The following is a 26,357-nucleotide window of genomic DNA, read 5'->3' on the forward strand; positions in this document are numbered from 1 at the left end:
GTGCCCACCCCCTAAAACATCCCACTGAGGGAGGTGATGATCTCATAGACGATGATTGCCATGTAGGTGAGCATAAAGCACATAAGCATGATAAAGGAAAAGATGCGGATTTTAGGGGGTATCTTCATGACCTGTGCTTTTAGCTTTTGCAGTTCCATCTGCTTCATATCGTGGGAGAGCATTTGGAAGTAGACCACACCGTCATCCCCTCGGAGGACGGAGATAAGCCCTCTGGTGATGTCCGACAGCATGGGGGAATTGAATCGTGCCTCAAATCTGGTGAGGGAGGCCTCATAGGAGCTGGAACGCATATCTGCTGTAAGGATGTCCAGCTCTGAGGCGAAGGTGTCCCCAGCGTTTTGCTTGTAACTTTCCAGCATGGACAGCACATCACGACTGGCCTTTAGCTCTTGGGTGATGGTTGCCACGAACCGTGGTAGCTCGATTTCGATTTGGGTTCTCTTTTTGGAGAGGGCTTCATCCGCCTTGCGAATTTCCTTAAAGTAGATAAGAATGGCGAGGAACAGCACCACAGGCGCCAGAAGTGGAAGGGCCACAAGACACGGGATTGCCAGCAGTCCAATGCTGCCAGCTTTTACGATGGCAGAGGCAGTGAACAGTTCTGGGGTTTCACTGAGGCCTGCGGCCGACAGGGTATTCACCATGCGGATACGCTTGTACTCGTCGATAGGGATGACCTTTGACAGCTTCACCGCCACCATTCTCATCAGTGTGTCTGTGGTTTTGGCTTTGCCTTTGGCTTGCTTGGCGGCCTCCATCATGGCCTTGGTGGTAGCCAAGGTTGGTAATTTCAGAAGGTCTGCCATGATGAAGAACAGGCCAACGGCTACAAATGCTGCGAATAGATAGATTATATCAATCACCTCCGATACTCAATGGGCTGGGTCAGTTTAATCACAAAGGCCATAGAGATAAACATGGCCGCACCGCAGATGGCAAGGATCAGCTGTCCCAGTGGGGTGTGCATCAGCACGTCGTACCAGTCTTGGTTGAGGAAATAGAGCAATGGGATATTGCCAATGACCAGCACCTGCATCATGATGAACTCTTTCCGTGGTTCAAAAATCATATTCTCCAGTTCACCATTGACCACTCGCATATCGCTGAGTTTAGACACAATGGGGGTAAGGGTGGTTTTGAGGTTGCGGTCACTTTGGCAAGCGATGATGGCATCGCACCATTCACGATAGACAGGGTTGTCAATCCGTCCTTTTAGCTCATACAGTGCCGCTGTCACATCTGGGTCAATCAGTCGCACACGGGAGACAAAGGCGCGGAACACGGTTAACACCGGGGGATTGAGATAGGCGATGTTCTCCTCCACGGCGGTGAGAATGTCCTCATTGCGGAGGTAGGCTGTGGTGATGATGGACAGCGCTGTTTCCAGCTCTGCAGAGATGTCCTTTTTGAAGTAGCTTGCCATGAGCTTCACATACCAAAATGGGATAAACATAAAGCCGATAGCCATGACAGGCACCAAGAAAAAGTTGGAGAGCATAATGGCGAGACAGGCACCCAAGGCAAAAGACAGGAGGGACAGGGCGCACAGGATTGGAAATTGCGCTGAGCGTCCAGTCATCTGCAAAATTTCCTGCACCTCCGTCATCTCCCTGCGGAAGTAGGATTGCTTTTTTCTCTGGGTGGTTTCATTGACCTCATCTCGAATGGTTTTTGGCTTGTTGGTCAATCGCCCAAAGACATCGCCTGTGAAGGACATGGGGGAAATATGCAAGAGAATGAAGAAGCCAACAATCATGCCAATACAGGCAAGTAGCTGGATTTGCACCATGGGTTATGCCCCCTTTCGTAGTTGCTCGATGGTTGTCTGTGGCATACCATTTTCCAGCAGTCGCTTGGCAAGGCTATTGGATATGGTGTTGACCTTCTGATGTGCGCCCTCGATGATAAACTGCCCATCCTCCACACGGTTTTCTGTGATGATGTATTGGAACAGAGGGCGGTAAACCCGTGTGCCATCTGGCAAAATCTCGCACTCTTGAATTTCCATCATGCGACGTTGCTTGTTCTCCAACTGTTTGCAGAATACCACAATGGGATAGGCCTCTGTGACGTAGTCCATCAATGTTTCATCGGACATATCCACAGCACGTTTGCACAGAGATACCATGCGACGATAGGTGGCCTCGGAGGAGTTTGCATGGATGGTGGTCAGCACAGCGATACCAGTTCTGGCCGCTTCTTGGGCGGCATTGGCCTCTGGCCCACGCATTTCTCCCACCACTGCAATATCTGGGTTGAAACGAAGCATGATGTCCAACAGCATAGTCTGGTCGATGGTTTGCTTGTCGTTGTCACTGCCACGGGTGAGGGTGTGGATCACGGAGTTTATCACCTTGCCACTCTCATCCGTGCGCACAAGGTCTAGTTCTCTGGAGCCATTTTCAATGGTGTACACTCGCTTGTGGTCTGGGATGGTGGTGAGCAGATAACTTAGCATGGTGGTTTTACCGCTACTGGTTGCCCCTGCCACACAGACGGAAATGCCGTAGCGGATGCACTGAGCCAAAAAGTCCAGCATGGTTTCGGTGGCGGTGCCACTGCGGATGAAATCATTTTTTTGTAGGGAGCGTGGATTGACGATACGAATGGAGGCGGCAATGCCTACGTCCTCGTCCACAATGGGACTTTTCAGCACAGCGATACGGATGTTTTTACTCAGGTGCCCTAAGACAATGGGACTGGCATTATCCAGCACCATACCACTGATGTGGAGCATACGGCGGATGACGTTGACTGCGTGTTCTGGGGAGTCGAAGTGCTCGTCCAACTTTTCGGTTCTGCCGTTGGAATACTGGACTTCGATGTCCTTCCATGAGTTGATGTCAATTTCCTCGATGCCACTGCCAAAAATATATTTGGTGAGGAAGCCAAACTCAGCCATCTCGGTGTAGAGGGCATCCACCAGCTCCTCCCCAGACATTCCACCTACAGACAGTCGCTTATCTTGGATATACTTGGTGATGTAGCGTTTCATCTGGGACTTGGCATCGAAGCTACCCCCAGTGATGAGGGAGCTGTAATGCTCTGAAATATACTCCTGCACATCGGCAAGGACGGTGGAGAAGTCCTTGCCCTCGCTCTCTGGCTCGAAGAATAGATTGTGGGTCTGTTGGGACTCAAAAAGTCCTCTCGCCTTGTGACGTTTTAGCATCCAAACACCTCCTTAGCAATCCGTTCAATCCCCTTGCGGTAGGCTCTGCTGTCCCTCATCTGCAAGTCACCCAATAAGGTGCCAGCCAGATACTGCTGTTCCAGCTCCGAGGAATAGGGCAAGGTGAATGCCACGCTGCCAATGGCTCCTGCAATCTGCTCCTTGGCCTGATTGGGCTTTACATTGGAGGCTACCTTGTACTGCTTGTCTGAGTCCCACTTTTTATCTCGTAGGAGGGTCAGCTGGCTGGAAAAATAGCTGACAGATTTCAAGTCCACATTGGACAGGCGCAGGACATAGTCAGCCTCCATCAGTGCCACGGCAGATAGGATGTCGTTTGCAAGGTAGCTCCCACAGTCCACGATGATGTTGGGGGCAATTTCACGAAGCTCTGCCATTAGCTCTTTGGCCTGCACATCGGTAAAGGGCGGATAGGTGTATTCATTTTCACCCTTTTTCATGGCGAGGATGGTGAGGTAATTGTTCCGTTTGAGGGTGGTGAGGTTGTGCTTGATCAGGGCACCGCTGACGTGGGTGGCGGCAAGAACACTGCCCAAGGAATGCTCCGACTCAATCTCAGAGGCTGGGCAAATGCACGGGAGCATGGGGGCATTCATGTCGCAGAGCACCAGCACAGTATTTTGCTTTTTAGAAGCCAAATATTTCGCCAGCTTTACTGATGCAATGGTCTTGCCACTGCCAGGACTGCCCCACACAGCAAGGATGCCGCCATCTTCGTAGTCGTCCTCGGTGACCGTGCCACCTCGCATGAAGATGGATTGTTTCTTAAAATTCATTTAGACAATCACCTCTGTTTCTGGCACTTCCAGAGCCTCCTCCGTGGTAGGCTCTGTGGTGGCTACCTGGTTGGTGTCCTCCTGTTCTGTGGGGTAGAGGGCGAGATTGACGGCCTCTTGCACAGCAATGAACTCCGCTGCCGTTTCGGTGTCGCCACGGTAGACCAGTGACAGGTGGATGGTGCCCTCGTCCTCTAGCTCCGCTAGAATTTTACTCTGCTGGGCTGTGACCAAGAGGGTGACGGTGGCTGGCAACTCTGCATCGTCAGAGGTGGTTTCACCTGTGTTGGCATCATAGCCACTAGAGGCCGTCACGCAAATCACCTCCACATAGGTTAGTTCTGCAGGGATTTCTGTGGTGCCACGTTGCTGATAATCTGGGGCGATGACCGATACAATATCCCCAGACTGGAGCTTGCCGGACAAGCCATTGGCAAAGTCTGAAATGCTGATGGAGATGGCCTGCTTGGTGCCGTCTAGGTTATAGAGATACACATTTTCTGATGCTGGTGTGGAAGAAACCTTGGTGGTTAAAATGTAATCGCCCACAGACAGGTCTGCAAGGGCATATTGCCCCACCACGGTGTCGCTTTGGCGAATGACGTTGTCGGGTAAGCCGTAACCGCCCACCTCCACCACGTCCACCATATCCTTGGTGATTTCATCGCCTGCGCTGATGTCCTTGACCACTCGGACGATCTCCGTCTTTTCCGAAATGGCTTGGTTGAACAGCGGTGTCACAGCAAAGCAAATCACCAGAGAAAGCACAATACAAATCACACCAAGGACGGTGCGGTTCTTGAGAAAACTCATGGGGTATTCCTCCTTAAATTAGATAAAATCGGGTCATGGCAAAGCTGACCATAAACCCTATGGACAAAAAGGGTGCCATGGGACTGGGGGTTCCCTCTGCCCTCCGTTGAAGCATGGCTTTGATGCCATGGTAAATGACAAAGCTGGCAAGACCGATGATAAGGCCTATCATGCCACCGTGAAATCCCAACACAAAGCCACAGGCGGCGGTGAGTTTGATGTCACCGCCGCCTATGCTCTGGGTGCCCTTTTGCTCTATCATTGCCCCAAGGAACAGGGGCAGAGCTACGAGGATGCCCAGCAGATGGCTAGGGCTAAACTGTAGCAAGCCAATGCAGAACACAAAAACACATAGGGCATCGGGGATGATGTGCCGTTTTAAGTCCCAAATTGAGGCTACCAGCAATGCACTTACAAAAAGTAAGACCTGTAGCATCTACAATCACATGGACTGAGCTGGTGCTTGGCTCTGGTTCTGGTCATGCTTCTGCGCCATGGTCTGCTCATAGGCCGTGAGGATGGCATTGTCCATGGTCTGCTTGGCCTCCTTGGTGCATGGGAAGCAGATGTCCTTGTAATCGCCACTTCGGGTTTTGTACTGGGGCATGGACACAAATAGGCCTTTGGAACCCTCCAGCACACGGACATTGCTGACGGCGAAATAGCCGTTGATATTCACAGAAGCATTGGCTTTCACCGCACCGTCACCACGGGTGGGATAGATGCGCACATCCAAATTCATAGGGGTTGCATTACTCATAGGGCATCTCCTTCCTTAACCAGCGTAGTCGAACATATCCTGAATGCGGTCCACAAGGGTGGGCATCACGGTTTCATTGAACAGCGCATACAAGCCAGCCAGAAGCAGTGCGCCCAGCACCACGGCAATGAGGATTTTCACAGCTTTTCTTAACCTCGCCCCATGTACACGATATAGGAAGTTCCCCTTGAGATATGTCCAAAACTTAATTTTGTTGATTGATAAAACCATAATTTTACCGTCCTTTCTTAATTTGTTGTATAAAAAATGCAGCCTACTAAAATCGACTGCATTTGATATATAAATTTTCAGTTTTTTGTAGTATAATATAAATAAAAAGATTTATTTAGGAGATAGATTTATGAATGAAATAGAACAAGTAATAGAGCAAGAATTTTCTAAAACTGTCAAGCGAATTGCGAGCAAATCACCGCCTAAACACACACTTGCTGAAATACTTATAGATAAAACCTTAAACAAACTCAAAGAGCTTGCGAAACTTCACCGAATCTCCAAATATTCTACCTTGAAAAAAGACAGTCTTGTATCGACTTTGGCAAATGCCTTGGTGGAGCTGGATAGGATAGAAACCTTTTTGTTTATGTCAGATGATGGAAATTTAAATGAACTTATCGAACTATCCAAGGTTTCACAGCTCGAATGTAGTGCAATCACCTGCGCGAAACTTGACTTTTATATGATGCTTGGCATGGTTGAAATTTACTATTTTGAAAGTAAATTCATCGCTGTTATGCCAACAGAAATTAGACAAATTGTAGAAAAAGTATGCACTAAGGACTTTATGAAAAAGAAAAAGCGTGATAGCTTAATTTTAAACTATGCACGCTCTTGCGTTAGTCTATATGGTATCATTTCACAAGATGAATTTGTAGAAATATTTAACGCCCAAAATAGCACTCCCACCGATATAGATGAGGTTTTTACTACTTTAATTAAACATGTATCAATGGATAGTGATTTTTGTTTTTGGGACGAATATATTGTGTCAGCAGGCTTTGAAGAGGATGACTTTGAGGGAGTTTCCCATTTGATTGAAGCGACACAGGGAAAACCTCGATATATTCCAACTAAAAATCAATTGCTCAAATATGCCGATAGCTCTTATTATGAAGAAACTATCTACACAAAAAAACTGGAACGTCACCTAAAAACCATTTGCAAAACTGACTATATTGCAGAAGATTTGGCTGATGAGATTTGCTTCCTCGCTTCAATGGAGGCAGATTTTAACGATATTATGCAACCAGTAAACGCCGCAGGTATCGAATTTGAAGGTATAGAAGATGTACAGGCTTTTGCTGATATTATCATGGATCTCAAAAACAATACTCGTATTTGGGCTAATAAAGGGCATACCCCAAAGGAACTACATAGCCTATATGCGAAAAAGCCGATACGAAGTTTCTCGGACAATCTAATACCATTTAATACTTTCAAAAACCCAGCACCTGTTGCTTCAAAAAAGGTTGGTCGAAATGAACCTTGTCCTTGCGGTAGTGGAAAAAAATACAAAAAATGCTGTGGCAAGTAATCACTGATTACCCATGAGAAGATAAAGTCTACCCCTAAGTAACTGGCACTCTCGTTCGAGATTGGCATTTCTTGCTCTTAAATCATCTATAATTTTATCTTTATCTGATGATTTCTTTGTTTTCTTTTTATCGCTTGAATTATCAGTAACAGCACCTTTTTGTGTATACCCATAGTCCACAAGTAGTTCCCTAATATGTGGTTTAGAAAATACTGATCTTGAAAGGCCTGTAAACTCCACGAGGGTAGTTATCGACACTTTTCTGCCCTCGTTTTTAATATCATGAATGGCTCGTAAGACCTTATTGATACTTTCTTGCTTTTTAAGCTCCTGTTTCTGCTGTAATTTAGGTGGTAATGTTTTCTTAGTATTCATAAGGTTTTAAATCCTCCAATTTCTTTATAATATCTGCAAACTGATTGGATAGTTTTAGAAAATTGTTGTGAAGTTGATCATCTGTTTTAAATTTTGTAGCCTTATCACTCCAACTTTTGACTTGCTCCTTAAAATATTCAAGTTGCTCTTGCTCTGGGATGAATTTTTCACAAGAAATACAATCCCACATGCCACTCTTACAGTGGGTTACATCTGCACATATTCCACCGGGTATTCTATGGGAACGCAAATTTTTAAGTAGTCTTGATTCTGTGATTGCATCCATATTTAAAATACGACCACCAAATAATACATACGAATTTTCTTCCTCTATATCATATTTTACTGGCTCTATCAGTGTTTCAGGGAATAGATTCAAATGAGCATACGAACCATAGAGCATTGCAGTCCCGTGATGAGCAGTCATTTCAGCGATTTGAGGTAATGTAAACCCTGCACGAAGTCTATCTGTCACTCCATTGTGCCTAAATTGATGACTTGAAATATTATATAATCTCCCATCGCTATCAGTAACATCATATTGCTTGCAAATCTTCTTCAAATGATAATTTGTTGAACTCCAAGTTGCCACAATATATCTATCTCGCTTGTAAGTGCCACTTTTTAATTTCAAACTATCTTGATAGGTAAAAAGGGCATTTTTCTTATTTTCTGCAAGATATGCTTGACTGTTTTGTGATATCTCCTGTTGTTCACGAATTAAAGATAGTAAATGACCACCCATCCCTGTATCCTCGACATGAATAAGCCTTTTAATCGGTTCTAAGTATCCGCCATTTTGTTTCCATGTGGGTATTGTGATTACAAAGTGTCCGTCAAATGGCTTTACACACTCTATCTCCATTCCTAAAACTTCGGAGATGCGAGAGGGAATCAACCTTAAAACCCAATAAATACAGCGATATGTTACTGATATTTCTTCGTTCATAAATATACTATCAAGTTTTTTCGCTACATCTTCTGGTATATACTTACTGTCTATTAACTTATCATACTGATAGATATTCTTTGTAAATGGATTTTTGTATTGCAAATTATCGAACCCATTCATCTTGCGAAAAAACATATTAAGGGTAGACCACATGCGTGATTTGGTACTATCGACATATCCTCTTTGATCTAAAAATATTTTATACTGTGATGCTGTATGATAGTCAACTTTTGACAAGCTATTCACACCTAAAAATTTAAGGAAAACCCCTAAATTATACAAATCAATCTTTACTGCTCTCACGCCAATTCCATCTATAAGTCGTAGAACAGCAAAGAATTTCGCACACTCTCTATGAAACTGAGAAATATTTGCAAAGTGTATTCTGATTTTATGAAGCTCATTTCCAAGACTTACATTTCTTTTATCACAAATCCAAACATCATCAGTAAATATAGAATTACTTGAAACCACTCCTACAAACTCCATATACCTTTGTTTTTGTAATTCTTCATACAATTCCTCATATTTATATATCGCACTCATCACTTGCCTCCTTGATTGCCTTAACAATATTTTGATAAGCGAGCAGTTTTCGATTTTCTAAAATATACTCTGCAAAATTTTGATAATCCTTTATTTTTTCTTTACGATACGCTTCTTTAAGAGCATTAACTACTTCTTGCTGTGATTTTAGCAATTCTGACCAGTAGGGGAGGTATTGTGCCCCTGTACAAAGATTTGGACAACTAACGCAATGCATAGTTTTGTTCTGGTAGCTGCAAGCGCCTTCACAATTCTTACGAACACAATAGCCAAACTCCACTCTTCTTTTAGATAGCCTAAAATCCACATACAGTTGTTTACGTTCTTCTTCTGAAAAATCTACTAATTGCTTATTTGATAAAAGTAAACCAAATTGTTTTTGATAAAACTCTGTATTTAATTCTGCAAGTTTCATAGATTTTACATCTGCATAATATTTCATAGCTGTACTATGATTTAGATGTCCTAATTGATACACAAGCTCCGTTACAGTTGCATTATTTTCAATCATTTTTACTACCAAAGTTTTTCGGCACTGCCTTGTTGAAAAATTCCAAGGTGTTCCACTTTCGTCACAAATATTATGCTTTTGAATCAGTTTATTGATTTTAGCAGAATAGTTCCCAGTGTTTGGTAAGCAAATTCTTCGCCCTTTATTTTGATATAAAAAGATGTAGGGCAAGCCACTGTGGTTTCGCAATTCTTCGCTATCGTTTATTTGTGCTTCAATTAATTCTTTTACTTCTTGATTCACATAGATTTGATGATATTCTCCAAGCCCCAATTTTCGCCTTGCATTTAACACTTTATAGGGTGTGTATTTTAAAATGTATCGCTCGTCATATCTACCATCAGATAAGCAATCTTCTTTTAAATAAGCTACTTCCTTAGCTCTCATACCTGTGGAAACAAATATTTTAAACATTCGGATTTCCATAGGAGATAATTCATCCACATGTTCCTCTAATTTAGCAAGTACAGCATCTGGGATATATGGTGTATTTTCGTTATATTTATGTGCATTTACCATTTTCAAGCTACGAAATGGATTGCTTTGTGGTTTAGGAAACTTACTTACATTATCATCAGAAATCAGAAAATCAAAGAGTAAATTACACATAGAAATGTAATTCATCATTTGGACCTGTGAAACATCATTTTCAAGTTTTAGTTGTAATGCCTTTGCATCAGTGATATCTACATCTGCAAAAAACATAATGTCAGGACTAATTGTATGAATCATATTAGCGATTTGAAGTAAGTAAAGTGGATTTCTGTCACTCGTCCTAAAGCCTCGACTGTATCTAAACTTCAAAAACTGTTTAAGCTCCTGTTTTAAGGTGGATGAAATTACTATGGTAAAGTCAACTGTAAGATACTTGAGGGTTGCACCATCAAGCTGATAAAGTTTCCATTTGTCCTTTTTAAACTGCAAACGATTTTCTGCCACAAATTTGATTTTTTGCGATTCAAACTCTTCATTTACTGTACTTAGAAACAGGGCATGAAATTCTTCATCAACACCTAAAAATGTGGAGTCACCACCATTTCCAAAGATAAAATCTGAAAGACTACGCTTAGTAATTATTTCACGATTGTTTGTATAGCTTTGTGCCAATCCCTTTAGATATTTCTTTGTTTCCATCGGTATAGACATAAAATATCTACTTACTCTTGCATCACCAACACGAGCTGTAATATCAGATACGGATTGATTGTTCTTCATTTTATCAAGCATTATCTTCGACCAATATTCCATGAAAACTTGCTCAATGATAACTTTAAAATCATTATCCTTTGAAACTCCATCTAAAATATATTTAAAATTGTAGTTGGTTGGAGTTTCACTATGCCTAAGCATGGTTTGGAATACATATTCATATCCAATAAACTTAGATTTAAGGCATTTAGCGCTCTCTGCCCATTCCTTTGCAAACTCTCTAGCATAATGTGTAAAACATTCCTTAAAGTCCGTTTCTAAAGTCATTCCAAGCGCTACAAATGCAATACCACCAAAGAAATGAAACGCTTCACATAGACTTGTATTATCCTGTAAATATGCTTTTGATAACAGCACTTCTCGATATGCTATTATCTTTTTAGTCATAACTTCTTCGGGACATTCTTTTCTGTATTTTAAAGTAACTTCTGTACCCTCAATCTCCCAAACAGCCGTTGCTGTGACTCTTTTCACTATCCTAATCATCTTTAGCACCCACCGTTCTTTTATATGCAGCATTGGCAAGTATTTCACTGTTGTAGTTCATATAGGATGTAATGGATTCCATACTAAGCCAGCCAAAATATCGCATAATTTCAATATCTGACTTTGTATCTTCTGGGTTTAATGCATTATCTTCCAGTATCTCCATGACCTTTGTACTTCTGCCACTATGGGTACGAATTTTCTTACTATCAAGACCAGAACGCTTGGCACATTTCTTTAAAATTCTAAGATAATTATGGTATTCAAGGGGCTTTCCAATCGTTGCACCTCTTAAATTGATGAATATGTCATCACTCACTTCTAAACTTTTATTTTCAGCAAATGTACGTTCCTCAAACAAATATTGATTCAGAATGGTTGCTGTTTCTTCACTAATTCTAATTGTACGCAAGCGATTTGTTTGATTTGCTGTTGCTGATTGCTTTCTTTTAGAACGTGATGGCTGAATCAGTCTATCCAAACCATTATAATCTCTAAGCTGCATACTCAATACCTCGTCTATACGAAAGCCTTCCAAAGTTAGCATAAATACAGCCATGTCACGCAAGGTAAGAAAATTTCTAAGTAATATACTTTTTTCTTCTACTGTATACCACTTGATATACTCTCGACTTCCCTTGGTATCCGGTAATATGTGATTGATAATGCGAGTATGCTTATAGTTATAAATTTGCCCATAGAGATAGCTTTGAGGCTTCACCTTTTTGTCTACTTCATAAAATGTCATTTCACTACCATAATTTTGATCAAGCCACCTGTAGAAATCAGTGATTGACGACACATAGCCTACCAAAGTACTATGAGCTATGCTGTTTTGAGGATTTTGTATTCTAAGCTCAGTTACATCTCCATAAATCAAATAGTCTATGAATTTCAACACATTATTGTTGGTAGCATTTTGGTAGTCTTTACTATGCTTTTCATGCAAATAATTAAAGAATACACACAATTTATGTGCTGTTACTTTACCAGTACCTAGTTTATTAATGCTTTTCATCTCTATAAATTGGTTTGGTACATTCATAGGGAGGAGGAAGTCCGTCAACATAAATCGAAGAACTTCCTCCGTGCCTGTTGTTTCAAAAAGAAACCTTTTTACTATAAATGCTAATATAAAAGTGAGCCACCTAGCCCCCTTTCGCTCATGAAAATTTGAGCCACTTGAAATAACCCTGTATACTAGCAGTAAGCTAGGAACGGGGGAAAATAAAGGTGGTAATCACAGTGAACATTTACAAAGAAGTGCGACAATTACGCCAGCAGGGGCGTAGCCAGCGGAGCATTGCAGTCCAACTGGGCATCTCTCGCAATACGGTGAAAAAGTACTGGGAGGGTGAAGCCGTGCCGTGGGTGCGCAAGGAGTATCAGCGCCCAACCAGCGTGCTCACGGAGGGCGTAAAGAACTTCATCCAGCAATGCTTGGATGAGGATGAGGAAAATCGTCTCAAGAAGCAATCTCACACCGCCAAGCGGATCTACGACCGTCTAGTGGAAGAGCAGAGTTTTACAGGTGGCGAATCCACCGTGCGACGCTATGTCCAAGAACTGCGTGGCAGTACGCCTGAGGCCTTCGTGCCACTGGCCTTTGACCCTGGGGATGCAGTGCAAGTGGACTGGGGTGAGGCAACCATTCGGTTGGCTGATGTGAAAACGAAAGTCAATATTTTCTGCGCACGCCTTTGCTACAGCGACGCCCCATTTGTGGTGGCCTACCGCAGACAAAACAGCGAGAGCTTTTTAGAGGCACAGGTGCGCACCTTTGACTACTTCGGCGGCGCGCCACGGCGTGTCATCTTTGACAACGCCAAAATTGCCGTAAAAGACGGATTTGGCGCCCACGCCAAAACGCAGGACAGCTATGCTATGTTGGCAGCGCACTACGGTTTTGAGACTGTATTCTGCAATCCTGCCTCTGGCAATGAAAAAGGGCTAGTAGAGGGTTTGGTAGGCTTCTCACGACGCAATTTCTGCGTGCCACTACCCAAAGTGGACAGCATGGACGAGCTGAACGATTTGCTACAAAAGCGTTGTGAACAGTACCTAAAACACACCATTCGTGGCAAAAACGGCACTGTTAGGGAAGAATTCGAAGTGGAAAAAGCTGCACTCAATCCCTTGCCCATCTACCGTTTTGACCCTGCCAAACGTGCCCACGGGCGAGTAGACCGATTTAGTACCGTGCGCTTCGACACCAATAACTATTCCGTGCCTGTGACCTATTGTGGCAAAGAAGTGACGGTAAAAGCACTGCCTGAACAGGTGGAAATCTACAGCCAAAACAAGCTGATTGCCACCCATCCACGCTGCCTTGGGCACAAGCAAAACGTGTATGATTTACAGCATTACTTGCCGCTTTTGGAACGAAAAGGCCGTGCTATCTTCCAAGCAAAGCCAGTGCGTGACACCGTTCCACCAGTGTTTTTAGCGTGGTTGCAGAAGCAAAATTTGAAGCCAAAACAGATTGTGGAATTGCTATATCGCTGTCTTGATGAGGGGTTTGACACCGTGATGCAAGGCGTCTCCGTGGTCACGCCACCGCCCCCTAAAATTGCAGACACTGTGGTTGTCCAAAACGTGAATTTGGCAGGCTATGACGTTCTTTTTGGAGGTGTGAGAGTATGAATGTGACGGAGGAACAGGTGAAATTATACGCAAAGCAGCTGCGTCTGCCTATGTTTGCTGACTACCAGCAAGTGCTCAGACAGGTGGATTCCAGTGCCACTTTTGCTGATTTACTATTGGAATTGATGCAGGCCGAATTGGCTTCTAGGCAAGAAAATCAAATGAAAAAGCGGCTTAAAGCGGCAAATTTTCCGTATTTGAAAACATTGGACGAGTTTGATATGACCCAACTCAACGAAGCGGTTTCGCCAATATTTTTGCAGGAACTAGCCTCCTGTGATTTTGTGAACAGACGGCAAAACGTGGTGATGATTGGCAATCCCGGCCGAGGCAAGACCCACTTGTCCATTGCACTGGGGCTGAAGGCCTGCTACGCGGGCCACAGCGTTCTGTTTAAGAACGCCGCAACACTCTCTACGGAGCTGTGTGAGGCCCGAGACAACTACTCTTTGGGCAAGTTGGAGCGCAATCTAGCCCGTGCTGATTTGCTCATCTTGGACGAGCTGAGTTACCTCAGCTTTAACCGCCACCAATCTGAACTGCTGTTTAAAGTCATCTCTGACCGTAGCGAGAAACGCAGTACCATTGTGACAACGAATCTGCCGTTCTCCAGATGGCCAGAGCTATTTGAAAACACCACCATGGTGGCGGCTCTCATTGACAGGCTGACCTTCCAGTCCCATGTGCTTGATATGAATGGTGATTCTTTTCGTTTGAAGCAGACCCTGGCAATGGCTGAATATTCGTGAGCGAGTGGCTCACTTTTTCATGAGCGCAAGTGGCTCACTTTTTCATGAGCGAGCGGCTCACTTTTTGGTTGACGTTTATACTTTTTACCTTAAATCTTTTGTCCATGATATCACCCTTTCCATGCTTTTTGCATGGTTAAATTATATCATAGACATTAGAACTTAACCTTGATAGTCAAACATCTCTTGAATTCGTTCTGTTAAAGTAGGTAGTACCACCTCATCAAATAACAGATAAAGCCCTGCAAGAAGCAACGCACCTAAGACTACTGAAATCAATATAGTAATGGCTTGCGAAACTGTCCCTTCTCCACGATTGTTTGATAATACTTCTTTGCTTCTTTCTTTAAGCATGACTGCTTTTATTGCTACTACATTTGCTGTATCATTCATTTTGTTAAATAATTTTTTCATAGTAATTTTACCTCTTTCATATTGTTAACTTTATTAGTTGTATGGTGTACATAAATACACCCATTTTCCACTTGTTATTCAGTTATATAAAAGTACATATAACCCTTGTTCTTACTGAGCTTTATATCGTGTACATTTATATAGTGATACTGAGATTAAGAAAAGACGGCAGTGTCGATGTAGCCCTCGCCACGGGTGTTGCTCACGGCAAGGTGGGTCTTGACCATAAGGGAGTTGGCCTTGTGCTTCATGTTGGTAAAAAACTTCTTCATAGTGTAAAACTCCTTTTCATTTTGGGGCATGAAAAAAGACAGCCCTTGGCTGCCTTATAGACTCATGCTCATGGTTTGATTTTGTGTTTGCTCTGCAAAGTCGATTTGCTGAAAGCCGAAGTGGTCACAGTAGTGGAATTCACTACCCCCTTCGTCATACAGCTCCACCACATCGGACATGGACATGGAGTGTCCACTGTACCCATGAGGGTGGTCGATGTTGCAACGGGTGTAGATGTCCTCCAGATTGTTGGTGCCCAGTTGCCCATCGTAGACCGCATGGTAATTTTGGATGCTGGGTGATCCGTAGCCAGATTCCATATCCTTGAGGGATACGAACTTCATACCCACATCCACCGTGGGATTCAGTTGCCAGATGCGGACATTTTTCAGTGGGGTGCTGTCCTCGCCCATCTCGATGTCGCCACCGATGAGGCGCTCCATCACACCATCTGTCCACTGTGGGGTGAGGTTTTGTCGCTCCAGCCATTGGCTTAGTTCTTCCCCTTGGAAGAGGGTGTCCACAACCGCTTTTTCCTTCTGGAGATACCCAGCAGGGTTTCCATAGAAGCTGATGCGACCATTTTCTAGGGTGATTTGGCTCATGATTTTCCTCCTACAATATAAATTAAGGTTTAAGGCACGGCTGCCAGCCGTGTCTTTTGTCTTTTTGTTGCCTAAGCTGTTAGAATGGGAGAGAACAGGTCTGGCTCTGTTTTCCGAGGGCTTACACGCCCGCAAAGGAGTCCGCCAGCCGCCTCTCTCGTTCGCAGCATTCGATTTGCGCAGGTTGTGCCACCAAGACTGGTGCGTTCGTGTCACTCAGGAGATTGAACAAGCAGCGAAGAAAGCGGAATGCCTAATCAAAATACATGGAGGAAACAATATGAACGCAGTCGGAATCGATATTTCCAAAGAATTCAGCGTGGTAGCCGCCCTGCGGCCTATGGGTGAGGTGGCGCTCCCACCTCGTACTTACCAGCACGACAGCCACAGCATCGACGTACTGGCGCAGGAAATTCTTGCGTTGGGTGCGGACACCCGTGTCATCATGGAGGCCACTGGTCGTTACCACGAACCAGTCGCCCAGACACTGAGCCAGCACGGTATCTACGTCAGCATTCTCAACCCACTACTCATCAAGCAGAGCGGTGGTGGCTCCATCCGCAAGGTTAAAACCGACAAAGCCGATGCCCTAAAAATCGCAAAATACGGGCTTGACAATTGGGTGGATTTGCGAGAACATACACCTATGGAAACCATACGACAACAATTAAAGCTCTGCACACGGCAGTACAATTTGTACATGAAAACCATTGTTTCATTGCAAAACAACCTAATTTCTCTCTCGGATAAGACCTTTCCAGGCGTCAACGAGCTGTTTTCTAGTCCTGAGCGCAAGGATGGTCATGTCAAGTGGATTGATTTTTTGGCTACATTTTGGCACTGTCACTGCATTGCAACCGTCAGCGAAAAGTCCTTCACAGACCGCTATCAAAAATGGTGCAAGCGAAAGGGGTACCATTTTCAACCCAAAAAGGCGGCTGAAATTTACGCAAAAACCCAGAAAATGATTGTCACTCTGCCCAAAAACGACTACGCAAAATTGTTGGTTGTGACGGCGGCCAAGCAACTCATAGCCTCCAAAGAAACCCTCTCTGAGATGAAAATCGAGATGAACCGCATGGCTAAAGAGTTGCCCGAGTACGACACCGTCATGGCGATGTACGGCGTAGGCGAGGCCACTGGCGTACAGCTGATGGCGGAGATTGGGGATGTGCGTCGCTTCGCCCACCGCAGCTCCATTGTGGCGTTTGCAGGGGTGGATCCGTCGGTCAACCAGTCAGGCAAGCAGACCTCTCAAGGCGGAAAGACCACCAAACGTGGCTCGCCCCACCTGCGCAAAACGCTGTTTCAGGTGGTGTCTACCTACGTCAAGAAGAAGCCTGAGGACGAGGCGGTGTACCAGTTCATAGACAAGAAACGTGCCGAGGGCAAGCCCTACTACGTCTACATGACGGCCGCACAGAACAAGTTCCTGCGGATTTATTACGCTCGGGTCAAGGAGTGTATGCTGGCTCTGGAGACCGCCAGCGAGGGCTAAGTGACGCTAATTTCATAGTTTTTCAGGTCAGTGATTACACCTTCTTTCTCTGGCCTGTTTTGTTATGCCTGCTTTGTCATCTCACAATTTTTGTGAGATTTTTTCATTTTAGGGCTTGACTTTTATTTACAGGACTCCTTTACTGCATTGTCATCCCCTCCATTTCTTGGGTAGGGGGTTCTTGTCCTTGCTGGAGCTGTTCCAGCTTTTCCTTTGCCCACTGGGGCATATGCTCCTCTGCCAGTGTCCCTACAAGCTGGTATCGCTCCAGTCTGGTTTTATCTCCAGTGGCAAGGCAAGTGGCGAACACGGCATTGCCCATGGTATCTGGTCGGCAACCGAAACCAGACTCTGCCAACCACAGTTGATGTTCTGGGGCGAGGTAATTTGCTTTCAGTGCTGAGGCCGACAGCACCACCACCTTATCGGTAAAATCCTCCATGAAGGAGTCTTTGGGGCAGTGGCTATTATCGAAGAGGCCAAGCTCTTGGTAGGCTCTACGAGTCTGGTTGATGAAACCATCCACCACAGCAGGGTGAGAGTCCAATCGGAACTCCATCTTGTCTACCCCACTGGGGATAGAGAAGTTCTCTGCCCATGCCTTATTTTCTCTGGAAAATCTGCCATCCTGCTTCAGCGATTGGACGGTGTTGGCAAGAACGTAGCTCACTCGATGGAAGCCAAACTCAGCAATGACCTCTTTGGCGGCATCCCTCTCCAACGTGGCACCGTCAAAGCGTTTCTTGATGGTTTCCTCGATACAGTCGGCACAGCGATTATTTTCTCTGAGGGATGCCGTGTACTGCTCCATCTGACCCTGCTCCTTGGCAGTGCTCCGTGAGTAGGGGTACACCCATACAAATTCCTTAGTCTGCATGGATGGTGTACTCCATGCGCAAGGACTCATCCAACTCTGGCAAGCAAGCGCCAGCGGCCACCAGCTCTTTGAGGAGGAACTCTGGCACATCTGAGATGTCGTATTCATGCTCGGCCTCACACAAAGTGATTTCGCCATTTTCCTCGTCGGAATAGGCATCTAGCTTGGCATCTAGGGGAATGCCAGCTTCTTTGCGGAGGTAATCGGGGACTTGAATGTCCAGCTCTGGGTTTAACAGGTCATGGCACAGGGTGCAGTTGTCCATCCACTCCTTGGGGCTGCCCTCAGCTTTTTCCTCGCAGTTGTTGCAGATGTGACAACGCTGTACCAGCTTGCTTTTCAGATGGTCAGCGATTTCGTGAAGGCTGGTGATTACGTCCACCATTTCGCCAGCGGTCATGACTGCATTGAACATAAGCAAAAGCCCTGTGCTTGCATTCATGCGGACACCATGCTGGGTGTCCAGCTCGCACACCTCCAATAGCTCGTTGGGGATGTAAGTGATGGGGGGATGGGAATTGGGTGTGGCTGTGTTTTTCATGTTGCTTCCTCCTGATTGGTTTTAATTTTTGGCTCATGAATGAGCTTATATTCGCCTTCTGATACTGCATTGAGTAGGAAGGAAAATAAATTAAGTTGCCCTGTTTTCTCTGGGAGAAACTCTCTGGGGTCATAGTTGGTGAGGATGAGTTCCTCGTAGACGTCGCCCTCTTTTTTGCTCATGGAGTTGGGGCGAGTGGTGTAGAAGATATAAAAATCTTGGTATAGCTTTACAATCTGTGGTGCGTTGTTGTAGCTGACCATGACCTTTCCGCTGGCTCCTGCCAGTGTGTCATGGAGCCGTTTGTGATCATCCTCAGTGAACACCACAGCATAAAACCCCTCGGCCTCATAGTAGGGTGGGTCGCAGTAGATAAAGGCCGTTTCACGGTCATACTGTCTGATGAGGGCTTCAAAGTCTTTATTTTCGATAATCACATCTTTGAACAGACTTGAGAATTGCCAGATGTCATCGAAAAATCTGCGGAGGTCACACCGTTTGCCACCGTAGGTGTCCCCATTGGAATTGAAGCTGTAGCGGAGGAGCTTGTAGTAGGTGGCCGCTCGTTTCACCCCTAGTTCCTTGCCACGCTTGCGGAGCAGTCGCTTGAGCTGCTTGGCTGTGGGTGGCTCAAACATGATTTCCGTTAACTCCAATTCACGCCGGTTGTCGGCCTCGGTAAATTCCTCTTGATTGATGAACTTCTTAAACACCTCAAAATCGTCACGAGAATTGAGGGTAAGAAAGCCCAGCTCCCGAATCAGTGCCAAGGGTCGCTCCCTGGCACAACGCATGAGGTTGACCAAGTTGCCGTTGAAGTCGTTGTAGACTCTCATCTTGTTGTGGGGACAATCCAGATTGAGGGTGACGGTACCGCTACCGCCAAACACGTCGATGCTACGATCATATTTAGGAGGTGCAAGGAGGTTGATGAGCCACATGAGCTTGGCCTTGCCGCCTACCCAACTGATGATGCTTTTGTTCAAATAAAAATCACCTTCTCCCTAAACGCAAAAAAAGAGCCGTGTGCTTTGCTGTTATGTACAGGGTCACACACGGCTCTTAATGATTTGATATTTTGTTTTACATGGTTTGCCCCATGGTCATCCCTTGGGATTGCACTTCATTCAGCTGTGCCAGCTTTTCCATCAGTGGCACACCATCCTTGGGGATGAGGGCACCGTAGCGTGTCATGCTCACCCCATTTTTCTCAGCGATTTTTTTGCCATACTCGGCAGTGTCTAAATACTCTAGCAAATCCTCTGGCAACATATTGGGGCATTGCTTTCGGCCATAGCTTGCGAAATCTCTATCAGATGGGTTTAGCTCAAAGTCATCCACCAATTCACACAGGTTGTGGACTTTGTCGAGGTTGATAACATCTAGGGCATCCACCATGGCCTTATAGGTGTTCAGTTCGCCAGTTTCTTTGAAATAGGCGATAGAGGTGGCAAGCTGATTGAGGGTGTAGATGTCGGTGATATGAAAGTCCATGCGTTCAAATGTTGGTACAATGCTTTGGAAGTTATAATCGGCAAGCTGGGGAAAGTCCGTCACCTCCATATCTTCTAGCACTCGTTCCAGTTCTCCATGGGATGCTGGCAGAGGCACAGAGTATCGACTTCCGTCATCATTGTTGTGGGGGAAGCCTATTTCCAGCTTGAACACATAAGGCTCTGATTGTGGCATTCTAATGATGCCGTCGTACAAATCATCTAGCTTTTCCATGGTGACGTACTCACCGCTGACGAATGTGCCGTTTTCTTTCTGGCAGATTTCCTCGCCTAGTTCCTGCAAATTTGTATGATCCACAACCCACTGATAGGCATCATCAGTGACATCGGCCAGCTCTGGGATGAGGTCATTATCCAGATAAAATTCTGCCAAGTCACGCTCATCCATTGCTGGCTGAGATAGCACAAGGTTGTTGGTTTGGATATTTAGGGCGAGGTTGATGGCTGTGGGCATATCCACCGACCCCTTTTGGCTCATAATGAAATAGCCACCAAGGAATTGACTGCTTTTATCATAATCGAAGTGCTGTGTGATGCTTGCCCAGTAATTCAACTCAAAGACATTACAATTTTCAAAGTAGCAAGCAACAACACCTCGTCCGCACCCTCCGTACATTCTGCCGCCAGCATTGACTGTTTCATCACAGTTTATCCATTGCAGTGCATCTTCCAAGGTGCTGTACCGTGCTGGCAATTTGATATCCATGCGTTGCTTTGTTTTTGGGTTGGACAGTGTAATTTCTAGTTCCATTGAGTTCCTCCTTGCACAAAAAAAGTGCCGACATTTCTGCCGACACTGCTGTTAGTATAAATTGATGATTTCTAGTCCCTTTCGCTCTGCCATTCGCACGGTTTGGCCTGTGCCACTACGGAAATCGCCATCGTAATAGGTGATGATTCTACTGCTGCGATCCACCATGTACTGATTTCGTTCCTTGTAACAGCCATCGGTATAGCGTGGGTTGAGGGTGACCACATGGTCACAGTTCCGCAGCAGCGATGCGTATCGACTACGGTCTTTGGTCGCATACCGACTGTCTTGCCCGGCGAAGGGGACAACACATATCACGGTGATTTTTTTACGCTTCCACGGCAGGGCAAACCTTGTTTTTCTTCTGATGAGTAGCTCTCCGCAGAGCATATCCCAGCCCACGGCACCGCCTACGAGGAATGTGGTGTATCCCTCTTGAATGGCTGTGTCGATGACCTCCTCGGCTCGTTTCTGTAGCAGTTCCAAGTCCCTGCCCTCTGGCAACCCCCGATGACCGCTGAAAGACATGGTTTTTTCTATCTGCATCCTAATCTGCCTCCTTTTCGTTATTCTATCTATCTACATAGTAACTATATATGTGTAGATAGTCAAGATGTATCGTTTTGGATAGAATATACACAAAGGCGGTGATGAAATGACTGACAGTAATTCCATTCTCACTTTGAAAGACTATGGCTCTATTACTTTCCATTTTAAAGAGTTGATGGATGCCAAAGATATTTCACGGTCAAAGCTATCGAAATTAGCAAATGTTCGATTTGAGGTCGCTGATAAATGGTATAACGGAGAAATTGAGCGAATGGACATGGACATTCTGGCTAGAGTCTGCTTTGTGCTAGACTGCGAGATTTCCGATGTTATGACCTTTGAAAAATGATTGTATATTAGCTGGCAAGGTGCTTCTGGCACCTTGCTTTTTTATGCCATGCCACCCATTGTCATATTAAAATTTGGGGACTCAAATCCCATTTCTTCTGCGGTCTGGAGGGACCAGTCGTTGCCGCTGCTCCAGAGGCTGACATTGACCGCTCGTCCGTCAATGCGAATTTCACGCTGTTCTAACGACTCCCCAAGGCCATCCGATGCTTGCCCAGTAATCTCGTCCTTGATTCGCTTTAACTCCTCCTCGTTGAGGGGCGCATGGAGGGTCAAGACAGCAACACCAAACAACTCGCCACGATGCTCCTCTACATCAAAGACGTACTTCTGCACCTTGGCATTGACACTGTCAGCCTTGCCGTAATAGGCCATGAGACCACGCTCCACCTCCTTGGGTGTGGAGTTCAACTCCAGTTCTCTGCGGATGTCGTCCTCATAGCCAATCAGCTCAGAGCTGTCCAATTCCTCCTCGTAATCCGAGGTTTCATAGTGACCCCAGTCATCTTCCTGTTGCCAACTGATTACCTTGAGGGGCATATACAATTTTAGCTCTGTCATTGGCTCGGATTCCTTCATGGACAAGCCCAGCTTTTCTTGGAGGAGATGTTCCATCTGCTGGTTGTAACCGTGGTAGACTAAATATCCTTTGGGGCTAAATACACCGCACTCACGGGAGGCACGATCTCTGCCGTAGCCCTCGAAGTCCATGTATTCCTCCAGATTGTCGTCATACTGAAAGTGCCCACTTTCACAAATCATGTGTACGCCATAATCCAAGTGGTTTCGGATGTTGGGGTACAGCTCAAATTCATACATGGATGCCATGAGGGTATCCAGTTCCTCTGGCTTGGTGATGCCGGTGAACGCTACCAGATTGGACAGGTATTCGTGATCCCCTTTGCCCACCTCCTGCATCTTTTGAGCGAATGCGTTGAGGTCGTCTAGACTTGTTCTCTGTAGACCAATTTGTGCGATTTTATCGGGCATATCAAAATTGATTACGGAGACCGCTATCTCGCCATCACTAATCGCCATCCGTTCCAATGCCTTGTCAATGGCAGATTGTGGAGTGGGCAACTCCACCAGCTCAGAGGCATCTCCTTGGGATAAAACCACAGTGATGGGTGATGCACGGTATGCATAGTGAGGGAAGGTCTTGCCGTTGTACACCTCTGTTGGCTGATTGCTGTTTGGGTAGACAAAACCGTAGACCGAGAGCTGGGGAGAGGGGTTGGCGGCAATCATATCTTCGATATATTTCTGGCCGTCAAAGGTTCTGAGTTCTTCCTCTCGCACCCACTCCTGCTCGTTCAAGTGCATCCGCTTGCCCTGTTGATTGAGGTTTTCAAAGCTGGACAGCACACTGTAGCAATGGGTGTTGAAGGTTAGATTGATGAGGTCTTTGCCTGTGGATAGCTTTTGGGCAGATGCCACGCCGTAGAAGACCTCGGACTCTAGACCTTCAAAGCCATCCATGCGTTTCATGAGATAGTTCAGCTCGTCCAGCTTAAATTCCTTGTTTCTGAGCAGTACATTGGCATCTGGGTTGTCATGGATTTCGTCCACAATGACTGCGGTCTGGGCAGTGTTTTCCAAATTGAAGATACGACAGATGTCTTGAATTTGCTCCTCACCACTGGGGAGGGCGGCATAGGTGGTCTGGCGGATGAATGGGTGTCGTAGTGTTACTCTCATTGATGAGTCCTCCTTGAATTGTTTTTCTCCATGGCTGTTTTCAGACAGCTATCAGTTCCGCTGTAGCAGAGAAAACCATGAGCTGCACAGGGACAACTACCGCAACTGGAAAAGGGGCCATGTACCACCGTTTCCACTGCTGCTCTTTTTCTGCGATGAGGGTCTGGGGGATATGCAACTGGGGAACGTGCTACTTTTCTAATCTGCATGATTTTGTACTCCTTCTAGAAAATAAAAAAAGAGCCGTCAAGTAGAGGAATAAATTTCCTCGTGCTTGACGACTCTTAATGTTTTGAAATATGAAATTGTGGGGGGTTGAGGGCATAAAAAAACCACGGTGATAGTTCAAATCCCGTGGAATAGCGAAAATATCAATATGACATCCACGTTTTGCCCTATCTCGTGAACGGCCTTTTCGGGGTAAAAACCCTCGGAAAACGCTGATGTCATCGGCTTTTACACCGATGACATCTTTTTTGCGTGTTCTTTATGGTGGACGATAGGGGGATCGAACCCCTGACCTCTGCATTGCGAACGCAGCGCTCTCCCATCTGAGCTAATCGCCCGTACAGCCATAGTATACACCTAAGTTTTTCCAATTTCAAGATAAAAATCTCAACCTTTTCAAAATTTTATGTTGCCTTTTGCTCTGATTTATAGTATACTAATTGAGCATCAATCGTCCACCGCATACAGTTGCGGAATCGGTCTCACGCAATAGATGCCCGTGAACCATGTCAGGCGGGGAACCGAGCAGCATTAAATGGGATTTTCTATGTGCCGTGAGGGCGCCGATTCCGTGACTGTATGGGGTGGACTTTGTTTGTAACGAAAGCGGGCGACCAAAGGTCGCCTCTACATTCTGATCTCAGATGCAGGCGATTGATGAATCGCCCCTATCGATTTCAATCTTCACATAAAAAGGAGGTGGCGCCGTGTATCAAGCGCTCTATCGTAAATGGCGTCCCAAGTCCTTTGCCGATGTGGTGGGACAAGCGCACATCACCCAAACCTTGCAAGCCCAAATTGCCCAAGGCCGATTGTCCCACGCCTATCTATTCACCGGCACCCGTGGCACAGGGAAAACTACCTGCGCCAAAATTCTTTCCAAGGCTGTCAACTGCCAATCCCCTGTGGACGGCAACCCTTGCAACCAATGCGAGTCTTGCCTTGGCATCGAAAATGGCGGTTATTTAGATGTATTAGAACTGGACGCCGCCTCTAACAACGGTGTTGACCATGTCCGTGCCTTGCGAGATGAAGCCGTGTATGCCCCAGCCAGTGTGCGCTATCGGGTTTACATTGTGGACGAAGTACATATGCTATCCACAGCGGCATTCAATGCCCTGTTGAAAATTTTAGAAGAACCCCCTGCCCACCTGATTTTTATTCTGGCCACCACTGAGTTACACAAGGTGCCAGCCACTATATTGTCTCGGTGTCAACGGTTTTCCTTCAAACGGATTTTACCCCTTGATGTGCAACGCCGTTTGCTAGAAGTGGCCCGTGGCGAGTCCATTCCCCTGTGCGCCGACGGTGCAGAAGTGTTGGCGCGGTTATCCGATGGCGCTTTGCGCGATGCCCTGTCCTTGCTGGATCAATGCGCCAGCGTAGATGGCGATATCACTGCCCAAGCCGTTTTGGATGTGCTAGGTTTGGCTGGCAATCTTGCCACCATCAACATGATGGAAGCCATTTTAGACCGTGACAGCGACCAAGCCCTCTCCTTGCTCCACCAGCTGTATCAAGACGGCAAGGAAGTAGGTGCTGTGCTGGGTGAACTCTCCAGCTTATGCCGTGATTTACTGTTGCGCAAAGCCGCTCCCAAAGGTGGTGATGCGTTGCTCTCTGGCGGTTTTGATGCCGCAACCCTGTCTCGTTTGGGACAAGGCATCCCCACTGCACGACTGCTCTATTTATCCCAAACGGTACAATCCGCCTTGGGTCAACTTCACCAATGCCCCAACCGCCGCTTAGAAGCAGAGCTTTGCATTTTAAAACTCTGTGACGAAAGCCTTGGCTGGGATGCAACCGCTGTGGAAGCCCGTCTTGTCCGCTTAGAGCAAGGTGGCATTGTGGCTCAGGCTGCTCCAAAAGTGACTAAGGTGGCACCTGTGGCACCAGCACCTGTAGCGCCTGCACCTGTGGCACCAGCACCTGTAGCGCCTGCACCTGCCCCTGTGGTAGACGCCTTACCTTGGGACGACGATGATCGGCCACCTTTATCTGAGGAACCACCCATGATGGACGCACCTCCATGGGATGAACCTCCATTCGAACCAGCGCCGTCTGTGACACCTATCGCACCTACACCCGTAACGCCTACACCTGCTCCTACACCTGCTCCTACACCTGTAGCGCCAACCGCCAGCGGCGGCGTACAGCGTGGCGCATGGTGGCGTGGCGTGGCAGAGCGTTGCAAAGGCCAACTCCCCCCCATGTACCGCGCCTTCATGGATTTGTGCGAAGGGGTATTGGACGGCGACACCTTGGTGTTGTACGCCAACAATGACGTCACTGTAGGGCGACTGGACAACGACCGTGTCCGTGGCATCATCATGCAAGAAATCACTGGCGACGGTGGCACACGGATTCTCATCCAAGCTGGCGATCCCCCCAAGGAGAAATTAAACCCCAAGCAAACCTACAAAACCTGTTAAAATTGGGCAGCCAATTTGACACGATAAAAATTCAATAAATCAT

26 protein-coding genes, 1 tRNA gene and 1 other RNA gene are annotated in these 26,357 nt (G+C 46.0%); 7 read left to right on the forward strand and 21 right to left on the reverse strand.

Annotation, left to right across the window (positions count from 1 at the left end):
- Nucleotides 1-11: 11 nt before the first annotated feature.
- Genes RFF05_RS04135 through RFF05_RS04170 form a run of 8 tightly spaced genes read right to left on the reverse strand, consistent with a single transcriptional unit; the run spans nucleotide 12 to nucleotide 5,794 of the window.
- Entirely contained in the window at nucleotides 12-827 is an 816-nt protein-coding gene (locus RFF05_RS04135) for a secretion protein F (RefSeq protein ID WP_409970080.1), read from the reverse strand.
- A 53-nt stretch (nucleotides 828-880) separates the two neighbouring features.
- On the reverse strand, nucleotides 881-1,810 hold the full coding sequence (locus RFF05_RS04140; protein ID WP_409969139.1) for a type II secretion system F family protein: 930 nt from the start codon (nucleotides 1,808-1,810) through the stop codon (nucleotides 881-883).
- Nucleotides 1,811-1,813: 3 nt separating this feature from the next.
- Nucleotides 1,814-3,193, reverse strand: a complete 1,380-nt coding sequence (locus tag RFF05_RS04145) for a type II/IV secretion system ATPase subunit (protein WP_409969140.1) — start codon at nucleotides 3,191-3,193, stop codon at nucleotides 1,814-1,816.
- A complete protein-coding gene (locus RFF05_RS04150) occupies nucleotides 3,187-3,990 on the reverse strand; it encodes a ParA family protein (protein WP_409969141.1) in 804 nt (267 codons plus the stop codon). Before RFF05_RS04150 ends, RFF05_RS04145 begins: the two co-directional genes overlap by 7 nt.
- Nucleotides 3,991-4,803: a Flp pilus assembly protein CpaB gene (gene cpaB, locus RFF05_RS04155; protein WP_409969142.1), complete on the reverse strand. Its 813-nt coding sequence runs from the start codon at nucleotides 4,801-4,803 to the stop codon at nucleotides 3,991-3,993.
- Nucleotides 4,804-4,816: 13 nt separating this feature from the next.
- Nucleotides 4,817-5,239 (reverse strand): prepilin peptidase, encoded by a 423-nt coding sequence (locus RFF05_RS04160; RefSeq protein WP_409969143.1) that lies wholly within the window; start codon nucleotides 5,237-5,239, stop codon nucleotides 4,817-4,819.
- Nucleotides 5,240-5,245: 6 nt separating this feature from the next.
- Nucleotides 5,246-5,563 (reverse strand): SpoVG family protein, encoded by a 318-nt coding sequence (locus RFF05_RS04165; RefSeq protein WP_409969144.1) that lies wholly within the window; start codon nucleotides 5,561-5,563, stop codon nucleotides 5,246-5,248.
- 15 nt (nucleotides 5,564-5,578) lie between these two features.
- Nucleotides 5,579-5,794, reverse strand: coding sequence for a DUF6133 family protein (locus RFF05_RS04170; protein WP_409969145.1), 216 nt, complete (start codon nucleotides 5,792-5,794; stop codon nucleotides 5,579-5,581).
- Nucleotides 5,795-5,924: 130 nt separating this feature from the next.
- Between RFF05_RS04170 and RFF05_RS04175 the strand changes: the two genes are divergently transcribed.
- On the forward strand, nucleotides 5,925-7,115 hold the full coding sequence (locus tag RFF05_RS04175) for an SEC-C metal-binding domain-containing protein (protein WP_409969146.1): 1,191 nt from the start codon (nucleotides 5,925-5,927) through the stop codon (nucleotides 7,113-7,115).
- Here RFF05_RS04175 and RFF05_RS04180 read toward each other — a convergent pair whose 3' ends face one another.
- From RFF05_RS04180 to RFF05_RS04195, 4 genes are read right to left on the reverse strand one after another with little or no spacing between them, the layout of a single operon-like run.
- Nucleotides 7,116-7,490, reverse strand: coding sequence for a DUF6262 family protein (locus RFF05_RS04180; protein WP_409969147.1), 375 nt, complete (start codon nucleotides 7,488-7,490; stop codon nucleotides 7,116-7,118).
- Nucleotides 7,480-8,988: a tyrosine-type recombinase/integrase gene (locus RFF05_RS04185; protein ID WP_409969148.1), complete on the reverse strand. Its 1,509-nt coding sequence runs from the start codon at nucleotides 8,986-8,988 to the stop codon at nucleotides 7,480-7,482. The genes RFF05_RS04180 and RFF05_RS04185 overlap by 11 nt, the downstream gene beginning before the upstream one ends.
- On the reverse strand, nucleotides 8,972-11,182 hold the full coding sequence (locus RFF05_RS04190) for a tyrosine-type recombinase/integrase (RefSeq protein WP_409969149.1): 2,211 nt from the start codon (nucleotides 11,180-11,182) through the stop codon (nucleotides 8,972-8,974). The genes RFF05_RS04185 and RFF05_RS04190 overlap by 17 nt, the downstream gene beginning before the upstream one ends.
- A gap of 4 nt (nucleotides 11,183-11,186) precedes the next feature.
- Complete coding sequence (locus RFF05_RS04195) at nucleotides 11,187-12,239, reverse strand: tyrosine-type recombinase/integrase (RefSeq protein WP_409969150.1); 1,053 nt, start codon at nucleotides 12,237-12,239, stop codon at nucleotides 11,187-11,189.
- A gap of 200 nt (nucleotides 12,240-12,439) precedes the next feature.
- Here RFF05_RS04195 and istA point away from each other — a divergent pair, with 200 nt between their 5' ends.
- Complete coding sequence (gene istA, locus RFF05_RS04200) at nucleotides 12,440-13,837, forward strand: IS21 family transposase (RefSeq protein ID WP_409967180.1); 1,398 nt, start codon at nucleotides 12,440-12,442, stop codon at nucleotides 13,835-13,837.
- Nucleotides 13,834-14,586: an IS21-like element helper ATPase IstB gene (gene istB, locus RFF05_RS04205; RefSeq protein ID WP_409967179.1), complete on the forward strand. Its 753-nt coding sequence runs from the start codon at nucleotides 13,834-13,836 to the stop codon at nucleotides 14,584-14,586. Before istA ends, istB begins: the two co-directional genes overlap by 4 nt.
- 162 nt (nucleotides 14,587-14,748) lie before the next feature.
- Here istB and RFF05_RS04210 read toward each other — a convergent pair whose 3' ends face one another.
- Together RFF05_RS04210 and RFF05_RS04215 are read right to left on the reverse strand one after the other, a co-directional pair.
- Nucleotides 14,749-14,940 (reverse strand): DUF6133 family protein, encoded by a 192-nt coding sequence (locus RFF05_RS04210; RefSeq protein WP_409970081.1) that lies wholly within the window; start codon nucleotides 14,938-14,940, stop codon nucleotides 14,749-14,751.
- Between the two features lie 386 nt (nucleotides 14,941-15,326).
- On the reverse strand, nucleotides 15,327-15,878 hold the full coding sequence (locus RFF05_RS04215) for a YodL domain-containing protein (protein WP_409969151.1): 552 nt from the start codon (nucleotides 15,876-15,878) through the stop codon (nucleotides 15,327-15,329).
- A gap of 280 nt (nucleotides 15,879-16,158) precedes the next feature.
- Between RFF05_RS04215 and RFF05_RS04220 the strand changes: the two genes are divergently transcribed.
- Nucleotides 16,159-17,376 carry an IS110 family transposase gene (locus RFF05_RS04220; protein WP_409967781.1) on the forward strand — a complete coding sequence of 406 codons (1,218 nt, stop codon included), beginning with the start codon at nucleotides 16,159-16,161 and terminating at the stop codon, nucleotides 17,374-17,376.
- 139 nt (nucleotides 17,377-17,515) lie between these two features.
- Here RFF05_RS04220 and RFF05_RS04225 read toward each other — a convergent pair whose 3' ends face one another.
- The 5 genes from RFF05_RS04225 to RFF05_RS04245 all read right to left on the reverse strand — a co-directional run bounded on the left by RFF05_RS04225 (nucleotide 17,516) and on the right by RFF05_RS04245 (nucleotide 21,605).
- Complete coding sequence (locus RFF05_RS04225) at nucleotides 17,516-18,253, reverse strand: DUF3849 domain-containing protein (RefSeq protein ID WP_409969152.1); 738 nt, start codon at nucleotides 18,251-18,253, stop codon at nucleotides 17,516-17,518.
- Entirely contained in the window at nucleotides 18,243-18,794 is a 552-nt protein-coding gene (locus tag RFF05_RS04230; RefSeq protein WP_409969153.1) for a hypothetical protein, read from the reverse strand. The genes RFF05_RS04225 and RFF05_RS04230 overlap by 11 nt, the downstream gene beginning before the upstream one ends.
- Nucleotides 18,791-19,780: a DNA adenine methylase gene (locus RFF05_RS04235; RefSeq protein WP_409969154.1), complete on the reverse strand. Its 990-nt coding sequence runs from the start codon at nucleotides 19,778-19,780 to the stop codon at nucleotides 18,791-18,793. Before RFF05_RS04235 ends, RFF05_RS04230 begins: the two co-directional genes overlap by 4 nt.
- 97 nt (nucleotides 19,781-19,877) lie before the next feature.
- The gene (locus RFF05_RS04240) at nucleotides 19,878-21,059 is read right to left on the reverse strand and encodes a hypothetical protein (RefSeq protein ID WP_409969155.1); all 1,182 of its coding nucleotides are present in this window, start codon (nucleotides 21,057-21,059) and stop codon (nucleotides 19,878-19,880) included.
- A 51-nt stretch (nucleotides 21,060-21,110) separates the two neighbouring features.
- The gene (locus RFF05_RS04245) at nucleotides 21,111-21,605 is read right to left on the reverse strand and encodes an SLOG family protein (protein ID WP_409969156.1); all 495 of its coding nucleotides are present in this window, start codon (nucleotides 21,603-21,605) and stop codon (nucleotides 21,111-21,113) included.
- A gap of 109 nt (nucleotides 21,606-21,714) precedes the next feature.
- Between RFF05_RS04245 and RFF05_RS04250 the strand changes: the two genes are divergently transcribed.
- Nucleotides 21,715-21,957 (forward strand): helix-turn-helix domain-containing protein, encoded by a 243-nt coding sequence (locus RFF05_RS04250; RefSeq protein ID WP_409969157.1) that lies wholly within the window; start codon nucleotides 21,715-21,717, stop codon nucleotides 21,955-21,957.
- Nucleotides 21,958-21,998: 41 nt separating this feature from the next.
- On the opposite strand, the gene RFF05_RS04255 is transcribed toward RFF05_RS04250, so the two are convergent.
- Both RFF05_RS04255 and RFF05_RS04260 read right to left on the reverse strand, forming a co-directional pair.
- The gene (locus RFF05_RS04255) at nucleotides 21,999-23,654 is read right to left on the reverse strand and encodes an antirestriction protein ArdA (protein WP_409969158.1); all 1,656 of its coding nucleotides are present in this window, start codon (nucleotides 23,652-23,654) and stop codon (nucleotides 21,999-22,001) included.
- 490 nt (nucleotides 23,655-24,144) lie between these two features.
- Nucleotides 24,145-24,220: transfer RNA gene (locus RFF05_RS04260), tRNA-Ala, on the reverse strand.
- Nucleotides 24,221-24,355: 135 nt separating this feature from the next.
- Between RFF05_RS04260 and ffs the strand changes: the two genes are divergently transcribed.
- Together ffs and dnaX are read left to right on the forward strand one after the other, a co-directional pair.
- Nucleotides 24,356-24,455, forward strand: an RNA gene (ffs, locus tag RFF05_RS04265) — signal recognition particle sRNA small type.
- A 134-nt stretch (nucleotides 24,456-24,589) separates the two neighbouring features.
- Nucleotides 24,590-26,314: a DNA polymerase III subunit gamma/tau gene (dnaX, locus tag RFF05_RS04270; RefSeq protein ID WP_409969159.1), complete on the forward strand. Its 1,725-nt coding sequence runs from the start codon at nucleotides 24,590-24,592 to the stop codon at nucleotides 26,312-26,314.
- The last annotated feature ends 43 nt before the right edge of the window (nucleotides 26,315-26,357 follow it).

The sequence above is a fragment of the Bengtsoniella intestinalis genome, assembly GCF_039719005.1.
In the GTDB taxonomy this organism is placed as follows: domain Bacteria; phylum Bacillota; class Clostridia; order Oscillospirales; family Oscillospiraceae; genus Oscillibacter; species Oscillibacter intestinalis.

Coding starts and splice junctions, on each gene's coding strand:
- RFF05_RS04215 (WP_409969151.1), bottom strand. CDS start 15,878: ATGAGCCAAATCACCCTAGAAAATGGTCGCATCAGCTTCTATGGAAAC.
- RFF05_RS04180 (WP_409969147.1), bottom strand. CDS start 7,490: ATGAATACTAAGAAAACATTACCACCTAAATTACAGCAGAAACAGGAG.
- RFF05_RS04195 (WP_409969150.1), bottom strand. CDS start 12,239: ATGAATGTACCAAACCAATTTATAGAGATGAAAAGCATTAATAAACTA.
- RFF05_RS04175 (WP_409969146.1), top strand. CDS start 5,925: ATGAATGAAATAGAACAAGTAATAGAGCAAGAATTTTCTAAAACTGTC.
- RFF05_RS04240 (WP_409969155.1), bottom strand. CDS start 21,059: ATGGAACTAGAAATTACACTGTCCAACCCAAAAACAAAGCAACGCATG.
- RFF05_RS04170 (WP_409969145.1), bottom strand. CDS start 5,794: ATGGTTTTATCAATCAACAAAATTAAGTTTTGGACATATCTCAAGGGG.
- RFF05_RS04160 (WP_409969143.1), bottom strand. CDS start 5,239: ATGCTACAGGTCTTACTTTTTGTAAGTGCATTGCTGGTAGCCTCAATT.
- RFF05_RS04230 (WP_409969153.1), bottom strand. CDS start 18,794: ATGAAAAACACAGCCACACCCAATTCCCATCCCCCCATCACTTACATC.
- cpaB (WP_409969142.1), bottom strand. CDS start 4,803: ATGAGTTTTCTCAAGAACCGCACCGTCCTTGGTGTGATTTGTATTGTG.
- istB (WP_409967179.1), top strand. CDS start 13,834: ATGAATGTGACGGAGGAACAGGTGAAATTATACGCAAAGCAGCTGCGT.
- RFF05_RS04145 (WP_409969140.1), bottom strand. CDS start 3,193: ATGCTAAAACGTCACAAGGCGAGAGGACTTTTTGAGTCCCAACAGACC.
- RFF05_RS04250 (WP_409969157.1), top strand. CDS start 21,715: ATGACTGACAGTAATTCCATTCTCACTTTGAAAGACTATGGCTCTATT.
- RFF05_RS04255 (WP_409969158.1), bottom strand. CDS start 23,654: ATGAGAGTAACACTACGACACCCATTCATCCGCCAGACCACCTATGCC.
- RFF05_RS04140 (WP_409969139.1), bottom strand. CDS start 1,810: ATGGTGCAAATCCAGCTACTTGCCTGTATTGGCATGATTGTTGGCTTC.
- RFF05_RS04210 (WP_409970081.1), bottom strand. CDS start 14,940: ATGCTTAAAGAAAGAAGCAAAGAAGTATTATCAAACAATCGTGGAGAA.
- RFF05_RS04225 (WP_409969152.1), bottom strand. CDS start 18,253: ATGCAGACTAAGGAATTTGTATGGGTGTACCCCTACTCACGGAGCACT.
- RFF05_RS04165 (WP_409969144.1), bottom strand. CDS start 5,563: ATGAGTAATGCAACCCCTATGAATTTGGATGTGCGCATCTATCCCACC.
- RFF05_RS04135 (WP_409970080.1), bottom strand. CDS start 827: ATGGCAGACCTTCTGAAATTACCAACCTTGGCTACCACCAAGGCCATG.
- RFF05_RS04220 (WP_409967781.1), top strand. CDS start 16,159: ATGAACGCAGTCGGAATCGATATTTCCAAAGAATTCAGCGTGGTAGCC.
- RFF05_RS04185 (WP_409969148.1), bottom strand. CDS start 8,988: ATGAGTGCGATATATAAATATGAGGAATTGTATGAAGAATTACAAAAA.
- RFF05_RS04150 (WP_409969141.1), bottom strand. CDS start 3,990: ATGAATTTTAAGAAACAATCCATCTTCATGCGAGGTGGCACGGTCACC.
- RFF05_RS04245 (WP_409969156.1), bottom strand. CDS start 21,605: ATGCAGATAGAAAAAACCATGTCTTTCAGCGGTCATCGGGGGTTGCCA.